Raw genomic sequence first — 25,196 nt, forward strand, 5'->3', positions numbered from 1 at the left:
TCTGCTTGCTTTGCATTGGCATCGTTACACTGCTGGTGCTTTTATTCAGGCATTTGTTCAACTAAACTCTATTATCATGAAAAAAAACATGGGATCTTTAGACCGTTCGTTAAGAATACTTGTGGCTATTGTGATCGGGTATCTGTATTATGCCGGTACCTTAAGCGGTACTCTTGGTATTGTGCTCCTGGTGCTGGCCGTAGTATTCGCTCTGACCAGTTTCATAGGTTTTTGTCCGCTTTACCTGCCCTTTGGTATTTCTACCTGTAAGACCAAAGAAGGAAAGTAGATCACTTTAATAAAATCATTGGTATTCATGATAAAAGACTCCCATAAGGAGTCTTTTTTTAATATGAAAAGCATTTAAAAATCCACTGATATTCAATCCATAATGATGGTTCTAAACCATGTTTAAAAGCGAAGAAATCCATCAAAACTCATAAAGTCGATAATACTGTTCACTTCCTTCCTATGAAGTGAAATTAAACGTATTAATTTAGAATTCAAGGACCTTCTTAGATACTTTCTAACCATTTGAGACTTTAAGAGGGTGCCCTTTGGAATTTAGTGTCTCCCGGCATTCATCTATTGATAGCTCACTCACAAACTTCAACACCTATCGTTCCTTGAAATGAGCTTTAATGCATAATAGCTAACGTCAGGATAGCTTTTTAACTAAGTGGTGATAATTCATTGTTAAAGGTATTTTCTTACCCGAATAGAGACCGCAGCTGGTCAATTTATTTCTCCCGGCATTGCAATGTTGAGTATAACTAACAGGCTGATAAATAAGAGAACACACAGGCATTCAGCAGTTTATTTATTATACTTTTTATTTATATTTAAGCAGATTTTACCTACAATTTAAATGCTGTGTGCTTTAAGTGTTTGGTAATTAGTTGTTTGTGTAAAAAATGTAATACTGTTCCCGGAGCAAATGCACACTGAGAGTAGTTTTGTTTAATTTGATCGGCTTATATGAGAAATTATTGGTTTATATTCTTAATGTTTCTAATCATACCTCCAGCGGGTGTGTATGCTCAAAAGAAGCATGAGCAAGGATACTTAATAACTAAAGAAGGGGATACAATAACAGGTACCCTAAAACGGCAGACGATTCCTGAAAGTTACAAAGCCTGTGTTTTTGTATCAGGGAATACCGAGCGCACCTACTTACCCCATGAGTTAAATGGGTATGGCTATGATCAGGGTGCTAATTTCAGTTCTCAGCTTATCGATAACTTTTTTGCTGAGACTCTTGTCATCGGAAGGTTAAACCTCTACCGTATTTTTGATACCTTTTATATAACGAAAGACGGGCAGCTGTATCGTCTCGATAATATCCCGGAAAATACCTTGAGGAACCTGGATAAAACCAATGGTAAAAGGAAGGGGTGGAGGGATATAGTTTCTCAGCTTATATCAGATTGCCTTCCAGAGCCTGAAAAAGAGGTTGAAAGCCTTGGATATATGGAAAATCACCTTGTCGAGCTCGTTACCAAATACAATACATGTCAAGGTTGGGAGTACACTGAATATAAAGAAGATCTTCCATGGATAAAATTCAATTTTGGGCTGCTCACGGGTGTTAACAGTACTTCTATAAGGAATAACCCGGAAGAAGGAGATGGAATTGTTTATATGGACGAATCGTATACCTCAGTGAATCCGGCGTTCGGAATTTTGGCTTCAGCGACCTTCCCCAGAACTACCGCAAAAAGAATGTCTTTGGATGGAGAGCTTCATTTTTCACGCTCAAGTTTTACGACCAATACACTGGATCTCGTTTCAAATGCCACCACTACCTTACATCAGGAATACATCAGAAGTGAAATAGACCTTACTACGCTTTCCTTACCGGTTTCCGTTAAATATACCATACCCTTTAATGCTACAGGTCTTTTCTTTCAGGGAGGTCTGAACGTAGAATTCAATATTAAAAATGATGGGAAGCAGCGCGTGGAGAGGAGTACCTCAGGATTTTATGAAACAGACCGGTTTGAAGTATACAATACGTATTACGAGGAGATTGCTATTGCAGGTAACAACTACCTGGGGCCTTGGGGCGGCTTGGGCCTTCAGCGCAATTTTACACAGTTTAATGCTGGGATGACCGTTAGGTACTACTATTTGTTCCGTATGGATCATAACAATATTGCCACCCCCGAGTTTAACCGAATCACCCTTAATCTAATTGTACAGCTGTGATGAGAACATTTATTAAACGTAGTTCACTGATCCTTTTATGTGTAATTATCATCTCATGCGAATCGGAAGAAGTGATCAGCCGGAAATGGCCGGGGTTAACCACTTTGCCGGTTACAGAGATCACCCCTGAAGGGGTTACTTTCAATGCCGAGATCTTTGACCGTGGCGATTTTGAAATGGAAAATTATGGGTTTGAGTGGTATGTAACAGACAATAAGAATACTAAGCACCATAGTTCAGATCTGATTAAAACGGGAAATGTTTCCGGGGATTTCTTTTCACAAAGAGTGGAGGTTACCCTGGAGAAGGATGTTTCTTATATAGTACGAGCTCGTATGCAGACCAAAGATTTTGTTATCTACGGAGAGGAAGTGTTGTTTAAGAGCCTGGGCAGTAACGGCCCCCAGCTTAAGCAATTCTTTCCGCAATCCGGATCTTTGGGAGATACCATCACCATTGTTGGCGAATATTTCGGAACCCGTGATACCAGGGCAGGAGTTTATTTTGGCGATTTGCCAGCACCTATTTTGAAAAAAACATCTGATACTATTTGGGCAACCGTACCCACCGAGCTTAATAATGAAACCTCTGTCTTAAATGTTGCTGTATCGGGTAATGCAACAGCTTTTAAAGATAATTTCACTCTGTTGAAACCTGTGATCGAATCGGTAACCCCTTTAGAGATTGCTTTAGGGGATACCCTGCTAGTTAATGGAGTTCATTTTGGTGAAGATATAGATGAATTATCAGTTACCTTGGAGTCTGAAGGTAGATCTGTCATCCCTGAATTCGTGGAGGTTTCGGATGATCAACTCAAATTAGTCCTACCACCGGATTTTCCTTTGAAGACTGCCCGGGTGGTTATAGGTAAAAATAATTTTAAGGTTGTTAGTGAACAGACGTTCACCATTGCAGACCCTGTGATCCTTTCCTTTATGCCGGTTACAGCTGTAACAGGAGGTGTTTTAACCATTACCGGCAATAATTTCAGTCCACTCTCATCAAGTAATCTTGTTCGGGTGGATGGTTTTCATGCTGAGGTTATAAGTGCATCTGCAAAAGAAATAAAGGTGAATATCCCTTCTCAGGAGGATCATATCTATTCAGGCAGACAAGTAAATGTGGAGGTGGAAGTATTGTCAGCATCCGTACAGGCTCAAAGTTCTCTTCAATTGGTTGATAAATGGTTCCGACTGGCTGATCTGCCCTTGAATTATTCTTGGGGAGCAGTGACCATTAATGGGGAAGTTTTTGCATTTTTTGATGTAGATCTTTATAAATACGAACCGGCCACCGGTCAGTGGACCTGGTTAACCTCTTTTCCTGATACCTTTAGACAAGATCCAGCTGTTTTTGCCGTAGGAGAAAAGATCTATGTGGGAGGAGGAGATAGCCAACCTTTTAATGGTGGGTCTTTCAGATCTGTGAAGGACTTTTGGGAATATGACCCGGTATCTGGTCAATGGGGTCAGATCGCAGATTTTCCCGGTACTCCAAGGGCCAGAACTCTCAATTTTTCTCTGGATAACCAAGGATACGTAGGCGCTGGGAGAGATGATTATGGTCGATCTTATAGTGATATTTGGAAATACGATCCAATTTCGGATTCATGGTCGGGGGTAGCACCTTATCCAACTGAAATTAGCGGTATATGGGATGTGTCCCATGCCGAATTAAATGGTAGCATCTATGCAGGTTATGGAAGAGTTAATTACACTTTTTCGGTGAATAAGGTGTTTAAATACGATAATTTACTGGATAGCTGGTCACAGATACAAAATTACCCGGCAGAGGTAGATCTAAGTATTGAGGGGGGAGGATTGTTTAGCCTGGGGAATGAAATTTTCTTTGGCTATTACAAAAACGGCGAAGAATTATGGAGTTTTAATGGGAGTGCCTGGAACCAAAGGCAAGGTCATAAGGCAGCTCGGTTATTTGGATTTTCTTTTGAGATAGATAATATAGCTTACTTTGGCGGAGGAAATTTGGGAGAAGAACTCTGGATCTTTGATGATTCACAGTCCAACTAACAAGATATAGTGAATGATACTTACAACTACCAAATTTGTTTATCAAATAGTACCCGGAAAAATCATCAGTATCAAGTGGTAACCTGCTTGAGATCCATCTTTTTGGCATTAAACTTTTTAAAGTTATAGCTCCAGTATATTTTAAAGAGTTGAAAACCAATCTGGGCAGAATCTTTCATGGAGAGTTTTGAACCGTCTGCGTGAATCCAACGTTTCAGGGGTTGTTCGCAGATCATTTCCTGTGCCTGGTGTTTTCCGAAGTATTTTTTCATTCTCATAAATATTTCTACATCGAATAACCATCTTGTTAAAAAAGGTGAGCTAAAGGCAACCGGGATGAGTTCTTTTCTCATGATTTTTGCCCCGCACTGGGTATCTTTGAATGGCATTCCCAATATAGTCGTGATTAAGAGATTAATGCTCATACTGATGATCTTACGTGCACTTTCTTTGGTAATCATGGCGCCCATTCTTGAGATTCTTGAACCGTTAACGATTTGAAAATCGGTCGTTTCTATGGTCTTTACTAAATCCTCAAAATCCTGAAAGTCTGTAGACAGATCTGCATCCAGGAAACCAATATAATCCAGGTCCTGGAATTGAGACATATAGATAAGTCCTTGTCTTACGGCTTCAGCCTTGCCGCCATTTTTTTCGCAATTGAATATGCTAATGTGATCTTCTCTGCCGTTGCGTAAATTTTGAAGTACCGTTAGCGTATTATCAGTGCTTCCATCATTTACAAAACAAAGATGATACCCGGAGTTTTTCTCAATGAAACCGATAAACTCTTCAGATTTCAACCTTTTTTCTTCATTATAACAGGGTATCACCACTCCGACACAATGGTTTAAAATTATACTGTTTGTAGTTACTTCCGGGATACACTTTTCATGATTACAACCAATGAGTCTGGCAACCCTGGCAGTAATCTCATCGAGACTTAGCGGCTTTTTCATAAAATCCTGGATACCTATTTCATAGGCTTCGACAATGAGTTGATCATCGGTATTTCCTGATAAGACCATGATAGGGGTGTTATCTCCCAGGTCTTTTCTGATACTTCTCACAATTTCCAGGCCGTTTGATGGGGCCATATTAATATCAATGATCAAAAGATCCGGTTGATAACTTTTAAACAGTGATAGCGCGTTTTGCGCATCCGTGGTAGTTTTAACTTCATAACCTCTTTCCTTCAGCCTCTTTTCCAGGGGAAGTAATACTAACTGTTGGTCATCTACTGCTAAAATTTTCATGATCGTTGCGTTTAAAATTCTTTTCAAAATTATCTTGAACCCGCCTTCGATTTCTGAGATTTAGACAAAGCGACTCTTTCTTTTCGGTGAATGGTACTTTGCTTACGTTCAGCGGGTTGTTGGTGTGGTATAGGCTTTTTATTTTTATTTTATAGAAATTTCTGTCTTTAACGCCATGAAAGAAACCACCAATAAGTACTTGATTGCTGCCCTTATCATCGGTGTGGTATTCCATTCTACAGCCCTTTTCTATACTCTCGAAAACACCTATGATGCATTGATTCATCTGTTCTTTGCAGAACATTATGCCAACAGCTGGTTTGAGCCCTGGAATTACAAATGGTATACAGGCTTTACCGTAATGGGTTATCCGCCGCTGGTGCATCAGGTAATAGCCTTATTCTCTTTTGTTGGTGGCCTGAAGTTTGGAATGTTTTTCACCGCCATTATTGCGGTTATACTTTTTATTACAGGGGTCTACCGGTTCAGCCTGCTGATTACCGCAAACAGAAAAGCCGCCGGATATGCAGCATTACTTGCCGTGTTTTCTTCTTCGTTTTTAGAGACCTTGCATATTTTTGGTCAGTTGCCCAGTATCATCGGGATTTCAATTTTAATGCATGCACTCCCGGAGATCTATTTGTTTATAAAGACAGGTAAAAAACGGTTTTACTTTAGAGCGATTTCACTTATTGCTGTGACGGTAACCTCTCATCATGTGACCCCCATTTTCGGAATGGTATTTTTTATTTTCCCGTTGATCGGGATGGTAGTTATGGACGTGTCATCGGAGAAAGTATCGGGTTATAACAAGGTAAACTTTAAAGTATTTCTGAAAACCTTTTTACAGCTATTTAAACGTATTGTGTTTTTCGGAGTATCCTCCCTGATGACCATTGTAATCTGTATTCTGCCTTATTGGGTAAACACAAAAAAGAACCCTATAACCCAGGTACCCATACCCCACGGAAGCCGGGACAGCTTCTTGGAGGTCACCTCTTCAGGACTGGTGTTTTTTGTTATACCCTGGGGTATTTTATTTTTTCTGTTTCCGTATTTCTTTTACCGGTATTATTCAAAACGATATTTGTTTTTTGGATTGTCATTCTCTATGCTATTTATTTTAGGTACCGGGGGCACTACCCCCATACCAAGGTTATTGCTTGGAGATACCGCATTTAATATTCTTACCCTAGACAGATTTACCCTGTGGGGCTCAATTATGGTGCTGCCTTTATTCGGAGAGTTTGCGTACAGGTTTGCTGAAGTTGATCTTAAACAGCGAATTCAGGAAAAATTTGGGGCCGTGTATCACAGGGTGATCGCCGCTCTGTTGGTGGGGGTATTTATTTTTTTAGCGGTGTTTACCCTAAGCCTGGGGTATTTCAGACCTATGCAGCCACAAAGTATAAAAATGTTACCCATTATTAATTTTCTGAATCAGGATGAGCATGATCGCTGGCGGTTTCTTACCCTCGGTTTTGGAGACCAAATGGCATGGTTATCAGCCCAAACCAGGGCTCTTACGGTAGATGGCAATTATCATTCGGCAAGAAGACTTCCTGAATTAACCACCCGGGCAGTAGAACGACTTGAGAATTCCAAGTTCAGGGGGATAGAAGGAATAGGGTCGCTGCAACAATTTCTTGCAGTTCCGGAAAAGTATAACCTGAAGTATATCTTCTCTAATGATAAATTTTATGATCCCTTATTATATTTTAGTGGCTGGCAGCGTTTACAGCAATTGGAGAACGGGATCATGGTTTGGGAAAAACTTAATGTGCCCCCCATGTCAGGCATCATGGAAAAACAGGATGTGGCGCTGTACCTGAAGGTGATGTGGGGTACTATCCCGGTTCTGACCATTCTTATAGCGTTCTTTATGAATTTACATTTGATCTGGTTTAATGCCTTAAAAACTGGTAATCCGGAACGTCCCGAATTTTTAAAGTTTACAACGCACTATAACAGGTTTCGTCCGCTTCTACTAACCTTTAACCAGGTTTATGGATTCTTACTGGCTGGAGTAATTGTGATATCTCTTTATTTTATTTACTTCAATAATTCTGATCAGGTTTCTGAAGAAAATGTATTGCAGGCCTATTATGATGCCATCGATTTTAAGGAGTTTGAAAGAGCACATTCTTACCTTGTGCCACAGGGAGGTAAAACCATAGCTCAATTCATGCTGGAGGTCTCAGTGAGTGATGGTATTCTCAGCTCTTATGCAAAAATGGATAGTATTCATGTAGAAATTAATAAAATTAATGATACGGTTTCCATGGCTAACGTCTTTACCTCCTGGGTAACCCCTTTAGACAAAATTGACAAAGAATTTGATCACCGATTAAATAAAATAAGGGGGAAATGGTATATAGTGCCCACTGAAACAGATACGGATATTCCTGTTAACCAGTTATTTTCTCAAAGTCAGACAAAATTTTTTAATCACGGCCGCAGAAGGATTACTACCCAACAAACCTATCATGAAGACGTATTAAAACAGCCGGTATTAGAGGTGCTTTCTGCCAAATTGGTTAAACTGAACGGGCGCTACGCTATCGTTGGCGAGATACAGAATGTAGACCATGTACCTGCAGATATAGTTATTAAAGGAACCTTGTACGACCAGGATGACAATGCTTTGGCTACCTATAGCGCAAGGCAGGTTCTCAAACATAAATTAATGCCGAAGGAAATCAGTAGTTTCCGGGTCGATTTTGAGGGTATTGCATGGCTGGATAGAGAAGCAACCATTCAGGAAACTTTTGATCCGAATCAATTCACCCCTATTGAACTGGATGCCGAACCGGTAAAGTTTAACCTGCAATGCGCTGGGAATGTGGCCACGACAGACCTGTATAAAAATGTTACCCTTAATCAGCTGGAGGTTGAAAACAAACACATTACAGGGAGATTGTTTAATTACGGAGTGGAAGAGGTTACCATACCCCAGTTAATATATTCGTATTTTAATGCAAAATATGAATTACTTTGGGTAGATCATCAATACCTTCAGGACGGGATCAGGGTACAACGAAAGCAAAGGTTTGAAAGAAAGCCGGAAAACCTTGAGAAACTACTGGTCATCAATACATCGATGGAAAATGTTTATGTGAATGGCCTGCCTAATAAAGCCATCGCCGGGAAGGTTATACCTTTCAGAGTTCCCGAACATAGAAGAGGAGGGCTACAGGAAATTTCGGGCTCAGGGTTTACATTCTTAAAGATAGAATTGAATAATTATATAGGAAATCCGAAATGATGAAGACGTACCTGATACTAATGAGTTGTCTTTTATTTCTAATGATTCCGGGAACAGATCAAACAGAATTTCATACTCCGGATACCAATAGCCGGGAAGAAATTAATGCAGGCGATGACCTTAAACTGGTATTTGAAAACATTGAAGCAGATTCCAGACTAATGGTAAGCAGCGCGTACGCCAAAACCATTCTTTCTCCTGTATTGGAGGGAGGAAAGTATGTTTTTGAATTTCCCCATTTCATTTCTCATAAGGCCGGAATGCTGAGCTGGAGACTTTTTAATAGTAGTGCAGATCAATTTGGAGAAGTTTATATATCGCCAGGAGAAAAACCAGAGTATATTGAAAATTACCTGGGCCCCAGGAGTATTCAGGCTGGAGGGACCGATTATTCCATGCTGGTTAGTATTCCTACCGATAGCTTTGACAACCCTTTAATGGATGGAGTTAAGGTAGAGATTTCAGAATTCTTTAATGACGTATTAAAGAAGGAAGAGCTGGTAATGAATCACATGCTGGTTTGGAAACGAGTTATCTCCAAAAGACAAACTGGAAGCATCTTTATTGCCAGTTCTGTTGACTCCGTACACAGTAAGGAAATGATAAGCGAGGTGTATCCTTCATTGCCAACAGATTTCAATATTGAAATACAAAGAGTGCATACCTATGCAGATGGAAATCAGGTAACTGAAATAAAGACTTCAACCATTCGTGATGCCTTTGAAAACATTGTAAGTGACGGTACTTCGGTAGAATTCTTAATAGCAGATTCAGATAATAATCTCCGCAAAACCTATGGCAATACTATAGATGGAGTGGCAAGGGCCCAATTACTTCATCCGGAAAAACCTGATAGCTGGGTGATCTCAGCGAGGATACCCGGTATGGCTTTGAGTAATAAAGTAGAGATCACCTATGATCCCGTCATAAAGGATTTCGAAGTTCGTGCTGACCCGGATCATAAAAAGATAAGGGTGGGGCCACTAACCAGTTTCCTTGGACAATTTGTGCCTGATGGCACAGAGGTTTTGCTGGAGGTAGGCGATAATGATGGATCGCTGTATTACAAATACCGACTGCCCAGTAAAGCAGGCATGGTCACTTTCAAAATTCCTGAAGATTTGAGTTTAAGCGATTCTTATATCTTTACTATTAAATCTCTTGGGGTTACTAAAATCTTTTCATTAAAGCCAAATGCAGCAAATCATCAATAGAAACCTATATCGTGCCATACTTATTATTAGTTTCATAGGGGTTAATGCCCTGGCGGTAATTGGTATTAGTTCGGTATGGGGATATTTAAACTCAGGATCAGACCGCACGGCGATGCTTCATACTGAAATTAACAGCAGGCAACTCTACTTACCCGAGGTTACATGGGATACCACTGCTTATGAAGGAAGGCCCATGGAATTTCAAAATTTACAAGAGATTGAAAAGGATTATTTGAATTCCTGGTATGTAAAGAACCTGGCGTTGCAAAGCAATAAGAGCTTTGGAATTAATGATTATTATACCGATAGTGCAAGAGTTCATATTTACAAGCTTATCGACTACAACAAAGCCGCAGGTGTTCGTTTTAACTTCACCACTATTGAGCATCATCCTAAGCTTCAATTTTATAGTGCAGACGGACAGATGGTGGTTTTTAATGATAATGATGTCGTTGAATATTCGGAAAGCCTGGAGCATAACAAAATTCAGCTGCGGACTTCAGATACGGCTTCCTACCGGGTAATGATGCTTCTGGAAGATGGCTTCTGGAGAGTACGGCATCTGCAAAAATTGCAGCAAACTATCAAAGAGAAACCCATGGATAGTAGTTTAGACCCGGACAATGCAGAAAATACACAAGATACGGCACGGGAACTGCATAATATAAAAGGTATTAATTATTATCCTAAAGATTCGCCCTGGGATATGTTTGGAGATGAATTTAATGCAGCAATTATAGAAAAAGACCTGATCCTGATTAAGAACTCCGGCTTGAATACCATTAGAATATTTATTCCATATGAAGATTTTGGCGCTGAACATGTGAAGAAGCAAAAACTGGAAAAACTCGATACGGTACTCAACCTTGCGACGAAAAATCAATTAAAAGTAATGGTTACTTTATTCGATTTTTACGGTGACTATTCCATTTTAAACTGGACCCTGACTCACGAGCATTTACGTCAAATTGTGTCCAGGTTTAAAGATCACCCTGCACTTTTGGGATGGGACGTTAAAAATGAACCGGATCTGGATTTTAAAAGCAGGGGTAAAGAAATGGTGTTGAACTGGCTTAAAACGGTGATTCAACAAGTAAAAAAGGCAGATCCAAAACACCCGGTAACCATTGGCTGGGCACATCCGGAAAATGCCGTATTATTACAAGAGGAGCTTGATCTGGTTAGTTTTCATTTTTACAGGGATATAGAAGAATTAAAAATGGCCTATGACGAGCTGAAAAAAAAGGTGAACAAACCTTTAATGCTTGGAGAATTTGGCAGGTCGTCTTACCGTGGTTTCTGGAATCCATTCGGTTATGATCAGGATGATCAGGCTAAGTATCATAAGGAGATGCAGGAGTTTCTTCACAACGAAGGCATTGCCTTTTTATCCTGGACCTTATATGATTTTAAAGAAGTGCCGGCGGGGGTCGTAGGTAGGTTGCCCTGGCGAAAGGCCAAACAGAAGAATTTCGGATTTATAGATCAGCGCGGAAAGAAAAAGAAGTCTTATAGCCACATTGCTCAATAAAAAAGGCAGTGTTTTAAACACTGCCTTTACAACACTAACCAATAATTAACCAACATTCACAAAATCATATCGTTTTTTGACTCCCTCCAATTTTTTGAACTCATCCAGGTAGATCTGGGTAATTTTTTCCATAGGAAGACTACAGGCTGCTTTATAGTTGGCTTCTCCTATGTGCTGTCTGTAGGTATCGTCTTCAATAATTCGTTTCAGCGCCTGGGCAAGTGATCCTGCATCTTCGGGCTCGAAGAATTCTCCTGTATACCCCTCTTCTTCAATCAAAAGGGATAGATCTCCAAGATTTGGCATTACCACGGCCTTTCCATAACTACCTGCCTGATGCAATACCCCTGAACTTCCGGTGGTCGATGTATACGGAAAGACTACCACAGCACTCTCTCCGAAAATTTTTGGAACATCTTCTTCCGCTACGTACCCGGTAAAGGTTAATTGCTCGACATATTGATATTTTTCCATCATTGTAGCCAGGTAACCCGGTGTGTTCGGACTGTCGGTACCGGCAATGACGATCTCGAGCTCTTCTTTGCTTGATGCTCTGAGTTTTTCCACTGCTTCGATGAGCACCTCCACTTTTTTATAGGTACCAAATTTTCCAAATGCCATAATTTTTTTAGGCCCTTTTGGAAGTGTAAAGGAGGGTTCGGGAGGTGTTTCAAATGACCCATGTGGAATCTGCATCACATTTGATACCTGATATTTATTTTTGATTACATCAACATATTTCCCGATGGTGAGCGCTACAACATCAGCCTGAAGGATTACTTTGGTCAATAAGGTTCCTATAGTATTAAATAGTTTTTGTAACCACTTGTTTTCAGTAAAACCCGCATTACCAAGATCTACAGTTTCGAGAATGTTATGCAATAAAACGATGGTAGGTATGCCCTTTAGTCTGAAGAGAAGTGGTAAAAACAGCCCCAAGGCTGCAGGTATTTTTTTGTCTCCAAACTTCATGAACTGAAGGTTAAAAAGTATAGCATCAGGTTTAGAATGCATCAGGTTTTTATAAATGCTAAAGATATTTTTGTAGCTGTTAAACCTCCAGCTGTCCTTTACCGTTACCTTGCAATCGGAAGTATCAAAATCAATTTCCTTTGGGGTATCGGTATGATCTGTTATTAAAATAAGTTCATCTATTTCTTCCTTTTGAGCAAAGTGTTTTGCAAGGTGATATCCGTACTCATTCAATGTTACTTTGCTGGGGGGGAATGCTGTTACAAGTGCGAGTTTCATAATTTCTGCTTTTTTAAATTAGAATTCAATGGTTAAAAAGGAAGTGAGATAACTCCGATTTCTTTTTTTAATGATGGTCAAAGTGTGAATAGGATTGCTTTATGGGAAAAGGATTGTTTTTGTAGAGGAAGTAACCGGTTTGAAGTATTAACAGAACCCCCATTACAAAAATCTGGGCCTCTACTACGGCTTCTAGACTGGAATGTTCAACAGCGATTACAGTTAATTGTAATACACCGAATATAGCTGAAATGATTACCGGTAAATATTTATCTAATGACAGAAAGTAATAGACAAATACGTTGGCCAGGGCAAACAGGGAACTTGCAAGAGCATATTTCCATAGTATACCAGCGACTTCCATATAGGCGCTTCCAAATAATATCTCTATAATCAGTCTTGGAAATAGTACATTTATCAGGACTACTGAGACAACCAGGATACTGATCATTCCCAGATATTTTCCAAATACCTTCTGAGTGTTCTTTCCCTCTTTCTGTCTTTTAACCACCTCGGGTAAGAGCAGCATAACGAACATCCAGGCTACAAAGTAAACGGCACGTCCGATCAGAGCCATAGACGAATACAAACCTGCGGAGTGGGCGTCAAAGAAATGTTTAACCAGCAAGATATCGCCGTTATTTATCAGTACCTGTGAAAGCTCATAAAAGGCAGTTACCATCATAAACTTTTTCAGATGAGACAGTTCTTTACTGTTTATATCGGGAAGAAGGTTAGCGCGAATCTTTTTGTACGGTAGCATTCCGGGAAGGAGGGAAATTAAAATACCCAGTGATACCAGTTCTGAACTTTGAAAAGGTAAGATAAGGATGAAGGCAAGGGTTAAAAACAGCCTGCTGAACATTTCTCCCTGGTAGGTTATAGAGAGCTTGATAAATTCTTGTTTCCCCTGAAAATAACCCCTGTTTACACTCATTAAAAAATAAATAGGAACACCCATACCGAAGATTCTGAACATATGGGCCGAGGAGGTGTTGAACCACTCCTGTAAGTTACCGGCAAGGATGATTATAAACACCCCAAGGAATGAACCCACCAACAGACTCCATTTTCTTGAATACCTCAGAAGTGTATCCTTCTTCTTATTATTAAAACTCCCTGTAAATTTAGCCACGCTTAATTGCAAAGTCATTGCCATGAAAGAAAGAATGAGGAGAAAAGTTACAAGGATGGCTGCGTCGGCAAATGCCTCAGGCCCCAGAATTCTACCCAGTAACAGATTGTAGATGTAGTTGCCTGCATTCACGATCAGAGCACTAAGCATAAACACCTGGCTGCCCTTTATTTCAATTTTGGTATATGGAATTTGTAAGGTGGTCATGGCTGTAATGGATTTAAATACATATTATTTTTCAGTTCTGATTGACTGATAAGGCTATAGCCCTGCCGCCTTAAGAACTTTACAGACTTTTCGATTACTTTTTCCCAGAAATTCTATGAACTTCCCGTTTCGGGTCGCATAGGAAATTAAGGACCTCAGATCACCAATACTTCCTGTATCCAGAGTCTCAAGATGACCCAGATTGATCCTGATGTGCTTCTTGATTTGGAGCACTGCCTCAAAATGTTTTCTGAGTTGATAGGCATTTGATGCCAAAAGATTTCCATTTACTTCAAAAATTCCGTTAACTTCAGTTATTCTAAGTGCCATGATGATAGTATTTTAGATCATTCAACGACGCTAATTTCTTGTATTTCTCAATGAACAATCCGTCTCCTTCGACGGATGGACAATTGGTGTAGATGAAATATGGCGAATGTGGTTTTAACTTGTAAATCAGAAACCAAACCCTTTAAAGCATGAAAACTCAATTTTATATTCTGACAATTATTCTTGCTCTTTTTAGTATACAAGCCAGTGCTCAGGATATGGAAAAAGGCTTCGGGTTTCTTGAAAATGGCGAATTCGAAAAGGCCGAAGCCTTCTTTGAAATAATTTTGAAAGATTTTCCAGAAAACAAAACTGCCAGGTTGTGTTATTCCCGGGCTGTTGGACTTAGCGGCGACCCTGCTCAGGCGTTAGAACTATTTAATGACCTCTTAAAGGATTATCCTGAAGACGTTGAGGTAAAACTCAATTATGCAGAAGCCCTGCTATGGAATAAGGAGTATGAAAAAGCAAAACCATACTATCAGGATTTAGTTTCAAAATATCCGGAAAATTTTGGGGCTGTTCTGGGTTATGCCAATACCTTGAGTAATTTAAAAGAATACCAGTTGGCACTGGAGGCGGTAAACCGGGCACTGGAAATCTCTCCGGAGAATACAAATGCGTTGGTTTCCAGGAAATACATCCGATTAGGTTATGCCAATCATTACCTTCTGCAACGGCGGTATCAAAGTGCCATAGGTTTACTGGATGAAAATCTTCTGGATTTCCCCGGAGATCAGGAGACGCTTCTTGCCAAAGCCAATATCTATCTGAATAAAAAGGATGGAACTGCCGCTAAGGAAGTTTATGAATTGATGGCGATATCTTTAAATGACAGTATTCAGGCCTTTAATGGTATGGCATTGGCGGCACATGTTGAAGGAAAGGAACAACAAGCCCTGGGGTATGCTGAATTAGCCTATAACTTAATAAGTGAAACGGAAGACTCTCTCAGAATACTAGAGACGAAAGAACGTTATGTACAGGCTTTAACCTGGAACGGAAAATACAGGCAGGCCGAAAAACTTCTTTTACAAATGGAGAATGAATATGGTCCTGAAGTTCGAATTCTTGCCCTAAAAGCCAGTTTAGGCATGTATACCGGAGATTTTCAGTACAGTGTGGAGCAATATCGTAAAATCCTGGAAATAGATTCAACCTCGTTTGATGGCAACCTGGGTATTGCAAATGCTTATTTTGCCAGAGGAGAGGCCGGGATGGCCAAAATGGCTGCCGACAGAACCCTTATTTTTTATGAAAATCAACAGGATGCAGAACAATTCCTTAAAAAACTGGAAAAGCAATATGCTCCATTTCTGCAACAAAACATAAGTTATACCATCGATAATGGAGACAATGAAGCGATTGCCATGGCAACTGGATTGCGTTTTCCGGTTTCTTCAAATTTAGAAATTTCCGGGGCATATAGATACAGGGAAACTAAAAACGCTACGAATGGATTGGAGGCGACTTCCAATCAATTTGATCTGGGGATAATGTACCGTTTATCGCCGGTTCTCAGATTAAAAGCGGTAGGCGGATTGGTCAATGCAAACTCGGTTACAAACAACTATAGTAATCTGGTAGGAGAAGTTTCTGCTGCCATTAAACCATTTATAAGAAATGACCTGGAAATAGGATATCGCAGAGCTCTGCAGGATTTTAATGCGGAGCTTCTTATTAGTCAGATTACGGAAAATCACCTATTTCTTAATAACAATTATTCTACATCCTATGGCTTGGGCTGGTATGTGCAGTACATGTACACAAAACAGAGTGATGAAAACACAAGAAATTTATTATTTACTTCTGTTTATTATAACTTTCTTAAAAAGCCCTTACTTAAAGTCGGTTTAAATTATCAATATATCGGGTTTGATTTACAGCGCCCCGAGCTATACTTTAGTCCTGAAAAATTTCAGGTCACCGAAATCTTCACCGACTTCTTAAACAATGATCCCAATGCCGATTTTAATTATAATTTCACCGCGGCTGCAGGATACCAGTTTATCGAAGATGATTCTAAACAATTCACCTACCGGCTAAAGGGAAGGGTAGGATACCAGATTGGCCAAAGGTTCCTGTTTAGTATTTATGGAAATCATTCCAATATTGCTTCTGCCACTGCCGCAGGATTTACCTTCACAGAAATTGGAATTAACCTTAGATGGCAAATAACTAAAACTCCGGTTTTTAAATTTTAAAACTCCGGTATATTAATAGTTCCGCCAACGGCTTTCAAGAAGGGTTTACGAAAGTTTTAAACAACATACCGCTGTAGGTTGCTGCTTGGCTACTATTTTGTATCGAGATCCTTAATGCAGTAGGAATAGCAATTTTGATTGTCAAATGAGGCTTTATGGGTTTATATTGAAGCGCTCAAAAAGGGTATATTTTGAGTAGTTAATGAGGGATCATTCCATATGAATTACCTGTAAATTGATGGAACATTCGTTGAGCTATCACGAATAGGGTTGCCCTTCTCATTCAGAAACTTGATTCTTTCACCTTAAAGCGAGGGGAACCTAAAAATCAGAAAGCCCGGAAAATTCCGGGCTTTGAAAGCAAAGTATCTCCATGTATAATTGTAAAACAATTAAAATAAGGGAACCTCTTTGAGATATCTCTGCGCGATAGTTATTTGTTCTTCAATTAGAACTTAAACGAATCCTGTATTACCCCAGGTGTAACCCGTGGGTACTCATGACATTTTGCCTGATCTGTTTGATCTCCTGTTCTTTATTTTTAGGGATGATTAAGAGAACCTCCTGGTTTTCCAGGATCATATAATCCCGGAGACCTTCTATATAGACTACTTTTTTGTTTTCGGTCCTGATAATATTCCCTTTTGCCTCGTTTGGTATAAACCTGCTATTGATTACGGTATTATGGTCTATATCATGCGGAAGCTCATCTTGAAGTGATCCCCAGGTTCCCAGGTCATTCCATGAGAAACCTGCTGGTATAACTTTAATATGTTTTGACTTTTCAATAATTCCAAAATCTATAGAAATATTCTCTGCCAGGTGGTAATTAGCGATCAGAAAGCTTTTTTCCTTTACCGTATTAAAGACATTTCTACCTTTTGAAAACAAGCTGAACATCTCTGGAAGGTAGGTTTTAAATTTGGCTAATATTGAGGAGGTCTTCCAGACGAAGATACCACTGTTCCAAAGATAATTTCCGGAATAAATGAACCTCTGTGCCGTTCTGAAATCAGGCTTTTCGGTAAAGCGAATGGCATTAAAAATGGTTCGGGTCTCATCAGGCTGATATTCAATATAACCATAACCCGTGTTGGGGAAGCAGGGGCGTACGCCAAAGGTGAACAGACTTTGGTTATCTTCAGAGGCCTGCAATGCCATTTTCATGTCCTTTTGAAAATTTGCTTCAGTTTGAATCCAATGGTCACTGGGAGCAACCAACATGCGGGCAGCAGCATCTCTCTTAAATATTTTCATGGCTGCAAGAAGAATACAGGGGGCAGTGTTCCTCATAACAGGTTCCATAACGATCTGCTCCGGGGTTACCTCAGGCAATTGCTCTTTAACAAGACTTTCATAAATCTCATTGGTTAGAATATAAATGTTGGATGGGGGTATGAACCTCGAAAGTCGGTTGTAGGTAGTCTGGATCAGGGTTTTTCCACAACCCAGAATATCTTGAAACTGTTTGGGGTTTGTCTGTTTGCTTACCGGCCAGAATCTGCTTCCTACCCCTCCGGCCATGATGACGGCATAATCGTGATTTTTCATGGTTCCATTATTTAAAATATCTGAGGTAAAGGTAGCAGGAGAAGAACAAGGATATAGTCATTACTCGACTAATACCCATATCAGTATTGGTGGATGGTAAACAAATTAAGATGAACGGTTTACAGGAGGTTAAGCCTTTTCATGAGTTCAGGACGATTACTTCGGCTAACGGGCACTACATCCTTTTCTATTAAGACACTATTATCTTCTATATCTATGATATGTTTAGTATTGATAACGAAAGATCTGTGCACTTTAAGAAAAAGGTCGTCCGGAAGTTTATCGGTGATTTTCTTCAGCGTTGAGTGTACAATATAGTTTTTGTCAAAGGTTTTAATCTGAATGTAATCTCCTTTCGCCTGGACCAGATAGATACTGGGAATGTCAATTTTAATAAGCCTGCGGTCTATATTCACATAAAGATCATTCTCCGTTTTAGTGATTTCACCATCGGAGCCTTTTGCTTTCACTGATTTTTTTGACAAGGCTTTCTGCACTGCTTTGTCAAAGCGATCCTGGGTGATGGGTTTTACCAGGTAATCTACAATACATTCATACTCAAAAGCTTCTATGGCGAAGTTCCTGTCGGAGGTAGTCAGAATTACATTTGGAGGAGTTTTCAGGGTTTGGATCAGGTCGAATCCTGTGAATTCAGGCATATGAATATCTAAAAAGATCAGATCTGTAGACTGTTGATTCAGGTATTTGATTGCCTGGATAGCATTGGAAAACCGTTCTTCAAGTTCAACATGAGGATTCTTCTCAATAAGTTCTTCAATGATTACTCTTGCGGTTTCTTCATCATCAATGACTAAACATTTCATGTATAGATAATTTAGGTCTGCTCTATAAATGTAAGCATTCCCTGAAGAATTTCCTCAAATTCCTGCTGGCCGTTATTGATGCCTTCTTTTAATTCCTTTTCATAGATTTCTGCCAGGGCATAGTTTTGCTCCATTCCTAAAATACTTATTTTGTGTTTTAGTTTATGCACCACAGAGGAGGCCTCTTTGAAATTGTTTTTTTCAATACAGTGCTTAAATGCAAGCAATTCCTGGGGTAACTCTTTTTTGATCACCTCAAAAATTTTGTATTCAAATACTTTATCCCCTCCGGAAAGTTGATGAATATAAGATAGGTTCGGGTGATCTTTCATTTTAGTTGTTTTGTCGTATACTAAAGAAAAAGGTGGTGCCTTCACCAGGGGTGCTTTCCAGCCAAACCCTGCCATCATAAAGATCCACAATTTTTTTCACGATACTGAGTCCTATCCCTGAAGATTTGTTAGCATTGTTATTAGCAGAACTGAAGATCTTAAATATCTTATCGTGATATGCTTTAGGTATCCCGCAACCGTTGTCGCTGATGTGAAAAATATATTCCTTGTCATTTTTTTCAACGCCAATAGTAACCAAACCTTTTGGCTTATCAATATAGTTTACGGCATTACTGATCAGGTTTTGGAAAAGTTGCTGTATGCGGGTTGAATCAGCGTAAATAACGGGCAGGTGGTGTACAATTTGAACCTCGATATGATCCGGAATATAAATCATGGAAATAATATCCATTACCAGTTGGTGAGTGTCTATTCGTTCTCTCCTCAGGTTCTTCGCTTCAATACTGGAATATTTAAGGATGTTTTCTATAAGGTGGTCCATTTGTTCTACCTTGCTTTCCATCAGTTCAATGTTCTTTAAGCTACCACTTCCTAATTTATCCCTGAAATCTTCTTTCGTCCAGGAAAGCAAAGCCGAAATATTTCGCAATGGTGATTTCAGGTCGTGAGAAACAATATGTGCGTAATCGTTTAATTGTTCATTCCTGATTTCCAGGTCTTCAAGCAATTCATTTTTTTTAGCCTCCAGTTGCTTCTGTTCCGTAATATCCAGGTGGATACCAATAGACCCTATGATACGTCCATTGACATCATAATTTGGCCCTCCACTAACCAACCAATCTCTGATTTCCCCTTTTTTATTTCGAATTTTCACCTCATAGGAATCATAAATTCCAGAGGTTCTGTTCTTATTTTTACCAGACAATACATCCTTAAACTCCTCAAGGAGTAAAAGGTCTGAAGCTTTTTTTCCCCGAAGCTCATCCAGGCTATACCCGCTCATGTCGCAAAAGCTTTGATTGGCAAAGAGCACACAATCTTCGTTATCAACCTCTATCAGGCCAAGATTCATATTGGCAATGATATTACTGTATTTATCCTTTTGAGCCTGTAAATTTTCTTTATACCGTTTTCTTAGGGTTACATCATCATAACTCCATAAATGTCCCTTATATAGACCCTTTGAAAATATTGGAATATAACTTCGCTCATAGATCTTGCCATTGACCAGCCTTAGTTCCTCACTGATAACTGTTTTTCGTTCTTTAAGGATAGTGGTTATTCTGCTGACAAAATTCTCAGGATCTGTAAAGTGGTGTTTTGATTCTTCTGCAGCCTGACTGCAATCGGCACCTTTCATGGCTTCCGGGGGAACAGGAATTCCGAACATTTCACAAAATCGCTGGTTGGTGATTTGTATTTTCCTGTTTTCATCCTCGAGAAGGATCCCGGTTTGCATGTTCATAATCAGCGTAGACATACGGTTTTCAGACTCCCTTAATTTCTCGTTGGCGAGTTTTTGTTCGGTAATATCTTCAATGGTAGCTACCTGGTATTCGATTTCCCCGGAGTAATCCCTCACCGCAGTTACCGAGGTTTTTGCCCAGAGAGTACTGCCTGATTTTTGAATGTAACGCTTCTCGGTTATAAAAGTATCCAGCTCACCTGTATACAACTTTTTGATCATTTTCTCAGAGGTTTCCTGATCCTCAGGATGCGTGAGTTCTTTAACGGTCAGCTTTTTTAATACCTCTTCCTCATATCCGAGCATCTCGCACAAGGCTTGGTTCACCATCAGGAAGCCGGGTGCATCAGGGTCAATAAGACTCACTCCTATAGGGGAATTCTTGAAAATGATATCCAGTTGTTGCTTCTGCAGCTCCATTAATCTTTTCATCTTGGTTTCCTGGGTAATATCCCTTGCTATACCCTGGGCTGCAATAGGTTTTCCTTGCTTATTACGGATAATACTGGCGTTGATTTGCACATTTTTTTCATAGCCTCCTTTAGTGCGAATTACTGCTTTATAATTCTTGTATTGTCCTTTGGTATATAATTCCCTGAAGGCATTCACTGTATAGTCCAGGTATTCTTTTTTCACCAGTTGCATCAGATTTACAGGCTCTTTCTTAACATCAAAGCCCAACAAATCTACTGCGGCATCATTCATTTTGATGACGTCGCCGGAAAGCTCCATCACTACATAGGCGTCATTGATATTTTCAAAAACTCCTTTGAGCTCTGAAGTTTTTCGGCTAAGTAACTCTTCCAGTTTAAGGTTGGATAGTTTTAATTCTTGTGAGAGTTGGTATAACTCCGAAGATTTTTCCTCTAAAATGGCTTCGGCCGCCTTTCTGGCAGCTTTCTCCCTCTTTAAGGCTCTTTCAAGAACTTCAATCCTGCTGGTTAGCTGCATATTATTGTGTAACTATTTTAAACCGGACCTTACTTCCATCCGGGGCAAGTTTCTCCAGGTCAATTTGATATCCCGAATGGTAATGTTCAAAAGTTCTTTCCATGAGTCCTTTGGCAAACATGTACATCGAACGATCAGAATAATAGATCATTTCAAGGTAATTTTTTTGCAGATCTATGATCTGAAAGGTAGGCAGTTCTGCGCCGGGATAGATTTTTCGGACATGTACATGAATGTGGTTTTCAATGGAGGCGAGCATATCCAGAGGAGAGGAATACAGGTCGAAGATATCCTGATGGTGCGAGGTTAACACATCAAAGAAATACCGCCCATAGGCGTGTAAGAGAGCGTCTACCTCAAGACCGGTTTCTTTACTAAGATTGACAATGAGGTTTTGCATCTCCATAAAATCGTAGGTGCCAACAGAGGTATACACCCCCTCAGAAGGCAGCTCAGAATTTTCAATAATACTATCCAACACCTCAAGGCCGAATTCATTTTCGACCATTTCTAAGAATTCGGTAAAAACAATTCCTTTCATCAGGCTTTTATTAATTCATTCATACTCCAGTATTCAAGCAGCGACTTTAGTTTTTCAACGTAGTCATTATATTTTAAAGACTTTATCATGTAACCGGCAATGCCTATTTTATAACACTCCAATACATCTTTTCTGTTGTTGGAAGTTGTTAAAATAATAGTGGGAATAAATTTTAACAGCTCATCGTCTTTTAATATCCTTAAAAAATCAATACCATTCATAATGGGCATGTTAAGATCCAAAAGAATTAAATCCGGCAGGTTCTGCTTATCCTGAAGAAGTGTAAGGGCCTGCTGCCCGTCCCGGGCTTCAGTAACAACATGTTTAATGTCAAGACTGTCTAAAGTCCGGTGAAGCTTCATGATTTCAATCTCATCATCCTCGATGAACAGTATATTTAATTTATTTCTCATAACCTATATGCACTTTGGATCCAAGTACTCAAAAATCTAATAAAATTCTTGATTGGGTTCATATCTTCGTTCATAATGCGATCTGTGAAGGTGGATGGTCAATAAGTGTCGACGAATGGTAATTTGAACCGTCTATTAATCCCTGGACCGACAAATATGTTAGATAAACTATTGGAAAGAACAGGGTCAAGACATTTGCAAGAATCCATAGAGCAGGGAAGGCCTTTGGAGTACATATTGCCATACAGCCTTTCGTAGGTGATGATTTTTTGGGTTGCTATAAATCGCCCGTCTTAAAAGGAAATGTTTTACAAAAGAATCCAGCGGAATGCCTGCCTTCCGTTCCTCCATGGTTCCGGTCAAAAATGGATGGACTGAAGCTATCAAAATCTGTCGTCCGAAGGATGAACCTGCACGATTCAAAACGTTAAACAACAGTAGTTTACCATTCGCCGACAGTAGTTCTACTATTTATCTAATTTCTCAATTATGTTGTTAGACTGCGAGATACTTTTATCTAACGAATCCATTACTTTCCTTAATTAATTGGAAGCTTTTGGTTTCGCAAGAAGACTAAAACTTAAAATTTTGAAAGATGAACTCATTGAGAAGGGCATACGCACTAAATGGAAAAATTCAATCGTATGCATGGGGTGGTAAAGATTTTGTGCCGGAATTATTAGGGATTGAAAAAAATGGTAATCCTTTTGCTGAATACTGGCTGGGAACTCATAGCAAAGGGCCTTCCCAACTTGTATTCCCTGAGGGGGAAATTGCCCTGCAAACTTATCTGAAGTCTTTAAAGAAAAATGCTGTTTCTGAATCAGAATTGAGTTTTTTATTCAAAGTTCTTGATGTCGAGCATATGCTTTCTATCCAGGTACATCCTTCCAAGGAGGCTGCAGTCAGCGGTTTTGATCAGGAAAATTCACAAGGGATTCCTCTTGACCATCCCCATAGGAATTTTAAGGATGCCAACCACAAACCTGAAATTATGGTGGCTCTGAGTGAGTTCTGGCTTCTTCACGGATTTATGCCTGCAGATGGTCTTTTAAAAAGAATGCGGGACGTTCCTGAATTCCATAGCCTGATTCCCGAATTACTGTCGGGGGGACTTAAAGGGTTATACACAAAGGTGATGCATCAGCATGAAAAGGAACGAAATGCCATCCTCAGACCATTGCTTGACAGAATTATTCCACAATATCAACGAGGTGAATTATCAAAACAATCTCCTCACTTCTGGGCAGCCAAGGCGGCCCTGCAATTCGGCAGTACCCGATCTGTTGATAAAGGAATCTATTCTATTTACTTCTTTAATTTGGTGCAATTACAGCGGGGAGAGGCCATATACCAGGCTGCCGGGGTACCCCATGCTTACCTGAAGGGGCAGAATATTGAATTAATGGCTAATTCAGATAATGTTCTTAGGGGTGGACTGACAACCAAGCATGTGGATGTTCCTGAACTTTTGAATCATATAAATTTTGAAGAGACCATACCTTCGGTTTTAAGAGGGACTCTTCAGGCCGACCAAATGGAGCGCATATACCATTGTGAGGCCCCTGACTTTCAAATAAGCCGTATTGATCTCCCCTTGGGCAGGAGCTATAAATCAAAGGCGGTCGCTTGCGAAATTTTGCTGGTGATAAAAGGGGAGGTAGTGCTGAATGAGCCTTGTGGTCACCGAATGCAACTGAAAAAAGGAAAGTCGGTCTTCATTGGCGCAGAATGTGAATACGACCTAAGCGCATCTTCAGAGGCTATAGTATTTAAAGCTACCCGGGGGAAGACCAAGAGTTAATAAAACAGCAGGTGGATGTTTATAGCGTATTCACCTGACGGTAGTCAGGGCGGAGCAGCTACGATGGCCATTAACGGGGTGGTTGGCCGAAGGCCGGGGTTGTCAAGTTCAAAACTAAATTATTTATTGATCGGGCTATTTGGTTTATATCACCTGATCCCAATGGAATTATGCATCCGGGGCAACAGGTCTTGTTATTGCATGCCAATCAGAGTTATAGCAGCCTGACATCATATTCAGGAAAAATAACTATTTTTAATTCTAAGTAAGAAAAATCTGATATTGATAAATGTTATTACGACTAGTAAACACCTTTTCTCCTATTGAAATTGAAGGAGCATATGATGTGCATAGCTTTGAGGTTAAGAGAGTTGAAAACACAGACTATTTCGATACGCAAAGATGGAATCAGGTAGTAGTGAATCGAAGTTTGAATGCTACTTCAAATTATGGCCATGTATTGCTGGGTACTAGCAAAGGGAGCTTGTGACCTTTGAACTTGATAGCATAAATCATATAAGGGTGACCTTTGTCAATGATTTCTCCATGTTTAGACAGGTCAACCTGCCAGACCAGGTGACTCACTTATTTGGATGGATCAAACCGGAAAGGACTTGGCCAAAATGGTACTGAAAAAGAATAAAAGAGAATTAACGTTACATGAAAGGCCGTTCAAATTAATCATAGAGTCTGGCGATGTCGAAAACCTGACAACAAGGAAAT

The 25,196-nt window shown here is 39.8% G+C and carries 18 protein-coding genes; 8 read left to right on the forward strand and 10 right to left on the reverse strand.

Annotation, left to right across the window (positions count from 1 at the left end; translation table 11 throughout):
- Positions 1 to 76 precede the first annotated feature (76 nt).
- The 3 genes from E7Z59_RS07975 (at position 77) to E7Z59_RS07985 (ending at position 4,238) form a co-directional block, all read left to right on the forward strand.
- Positions 77 to 289: a YgaP family membrane protein gene (locus E7Z59_RS07975; RefSeq protein WP_136335794.1), complete on the forward strand. Its 213-nt coding sequence runs from the start codon at positions 77 to 79 to the stop codon at positions 287 to 289.
- A 716-nt stretch (positions 290 to 1,005) separates the two neighbouring features.
- A complete protein-coding gene (locus tag E7Z59_RS07980; RefSeq protein ID WP_168731258.1) occupies positions 1,006 to 2,208 on the forward strand; it encodes an outer membrane beta-barrel protein in 1,203 nt (400 codons plus the stop codon).
- Positions 2,208 to 4,238 (forward strand): IPT/TIG domain-containing protein, encoded by a 2,031-nt coding sequence (locus E7Z59_RS07985; RefSeq protein ID WP_136335796.1) that lies wholly within the window; start codon positions 2,208 to 2,210, stop codon positions 4,236 to 4,238. Before E7Z59_RS07980 ends, E7Z59_RS07985 begins: the two co-directional genes overlap by 1 nt.
- Before the next feature lie 71 nt (positions 4,239 to 4,309).
- Here the strand turns inward: E7Z59_RS07985 and E7Z59_RS07990 are convergent, their stop codons facing one another.
- Positions 4,310 to 5,494 carry a response regulator gene (locus tag E7Z59_RS07990; protein ID WP_136335797.1) on the reverse strand — a complete coding sequence of 395 codons (1,185 nt, stop codon included), beginning with the start codon at positions 5,492 to 5,494 and terminating at the stop codon, positions 4,310 to 4,312.
- 175 nt (positions 5,495 to 5,669) lie between these two features.
- Between E7Z59_RS07990 and E7Z59_RS07995 the strand changes: the two genes are divergently transcribed.
- Genes E7Z59_RS07995 through E7Z59_RS08005 form a run of 3 tightly spaced genes read left to right on the forward strand, consistent with a single transcriptional unit; the run spans position 5,670 to position 11,504 of the window.
- Complete coding sequence (locus E7Z59_RS07995; protein WP_136335798.1) at positions 5,670 to 8,759, forward strand: hypothetical protein; 3,090 nt, start codon at positions 5,670 to 5,672, stop codon at positions 8,757 to 8,759.
- Complete coding sequence (locus E7Z59_RS08000; protein WP_136335799.1) at positions 8,756 to 9,973, forward strand: hypothetical protein; 1,218 nt, start codon at positions 8,756 to 8,758, stop codon at positions 9,971 to 9,973. Before E7Z59_RS07995 ends, E7Z59_RS08000 begins: the two co-directional genes overlap by 4 nt.
- Entirely contained in the window at positions 9,954 to 11,504 is a 1,551-nt protein-coding gene (locus tag E7Z59_RS08005; protein WP_136335800.1) for a cellulase family glycosylhydrolase, read from the forward strand. Before E7Z59_RS08000 ends, E7Z59_RS08005 begins: the two co-directional genes overlap by 20 nt.
- Positions 11,505 to 11,549: 45 nt before the next feature.
- Here E7Z59_RS08005 and E7Z59_RS08010 read toward each other — a convergent pair whose 3' ends face one another.
- The 3 genes from E7Z59_RS08010 to E7Z59_RS08020 all read right to left on the reverse strand — a co-directional run bounded on the left by E7Z59_RS08010 (position 11,550) and on the right by E7Z59_RS08020 (position 14,427).
- Complete coding sequence (locus E7Z59_RS08010) at positions 11,550 to 12,755, reverse strand: glycosyltransferase (protein ID WP_136335801.1); 1,206 nt, start codon at positions 12,753 to 12,755, stop codon at positions 11,550 to 11,552.
- Positions 12,756 to 12,822: 67 nt separating this feature from the next.
- Entirely contained in the window at positions 12,823 to 14,097 is a 1,275-nt protein-coding gene (locus E7Z59_RS08015; protein ID WP_136335802.1) for an oligosaccharide flippase family protein, read from the reverse strand.
- A gap of 54 nt (positions 14,098 to 14,151) precedes the next feature.
- Complete coding sequence (locus E7Z59_RS08020; RefSeq protein WP_136335803.1) at positions 14,152 to 14,427, reverse strand: STAS domain-containing protein; 276 nt, start codon at positions 14,425 to 14,427, stop codon at positions 14,152 to 14,154.
- 149 nt (positions 14,428 to 14,576) lie between these two features.
- Here E7Z59_RS08020 and E7Z59_RS08025 point away from each other — a divergent pair, with 149 nt between their 5' ends.
- Entirely contained in the window at positions 14,577 to 16,631 is a 2,055-nt protein-coding gene (locus E7Z59_RS08025) for a tetratricopeptide repeat protein (protein ID WP_136335804.1), read from the forward strand.
- 471 nt (positions 16,632 to 17,102) lie between these two features.
- On the opposite strand, the gene E7Z59_RS08030 is transcribed toward E7Z59_RS08025, so the two are convergent.
- The 6 genes from E7Z59_RS08030 to E7Z59_RS08055 form a co-directional block, all read right to left on the reverse strand.
- Complete coding sequence (locus E7Z59_RS08030) at positions 17,103 to 18,182, reverse strand: mannose-1-phosphate guanylyltransferase (RefSeq protein ID WP_136335805.1); 1,080 nt, start codon at positions 18,180 to 18,182, stop codon at positions 17,103 to 17,105.
- A 119-nt stretch (positions 18,183 to 18,301) separates the two neighbouring features.
- Positions 18,302 to 19,006, reverse strand: coding sequence for a LytR/AlgR family response regulator transcription factor (locus tag E7Z59_RS08035; RefSeq protein WP_136335806.1), 705 nt, complete (start codon positions 19,004 to 19,006; stop codon positions 18,302 to 18,304).
- Positions 19,007 to 19,017: 11 nt separating this feature from the next.
- Entirely contained in the window at positions 19,018 to 19,338 is a 321-nt protein-coding gene (locus E7Z59_RS08040; protein WP_136335807.1) for an Hpt domain-containing protein, read from the reverse strand.
- A gap of 1 nt (position 19,339) precedes the next feature.
- Positions 19,340 to 21,715, reverse strand: coding sequence for a PAS domain S-box protein (locus E7Z59_RS08045; RefSeq protein ID WP_136335808.1), 2,376 nt, complete (start codon positions 21,713 to 21,715; stop codon positions 19,340 to 19,342).
- Between the two features lies 1 nt (position 21,716).
- Positions 21,717 to 22,256, reverse strand: a complete 540-nt coding sequence (locus tag E7Z59_RS08050; RefSeq protein WP_136335809.1) for a heme NO-binding domain-containing protein — start codon at positions 22,254 to 22,256, stop codon at positions 21,717 to 21,719.
- Positions 22,256 to 22,669: a response regulator gene (locus E7Z59_RS08055; protein ID WP_136335810.1), complete on the reverse strand. Its 414-nt coding sequence runs from the start codon at positions 22,667 to 22,669 to the stop codon at positions 22,256 to 22,258. Before E7Z59_RS08055 ends, E7Z59_RS08050 begins: the two co-directional genes overlap by 1 nt.
- 595 nt (positions 22,670 to 23,264) lie before the next feature.
- Between E7Z59_RS08055 and manA the strand changes: the two genes are divergently transcribed.
- Positions 23,265 to 24,473, forward strand: coding sequence for a mannose-6-phosphate isomerase, class I (gene manA, locus E7Z59_RS08060; protein WP_242015636.1), 1,209 nt, complete (start codon positions 23,265 to 23,267; stop codon positions 24,471 to 24,473).
- Positions 24,474 to 25,196: the final 723 nt, after the last annotated feature.

Origin of the sequence: Robertkochia marina (assembly GCF_004799345.1) — a bacterium.
Classification (GTDB): Bacteria; Bacteroidota; Bacteroidia; order Flavobacteriales; family Flavobacteriaceae; genus Robertkochia; species Robertkochia marina.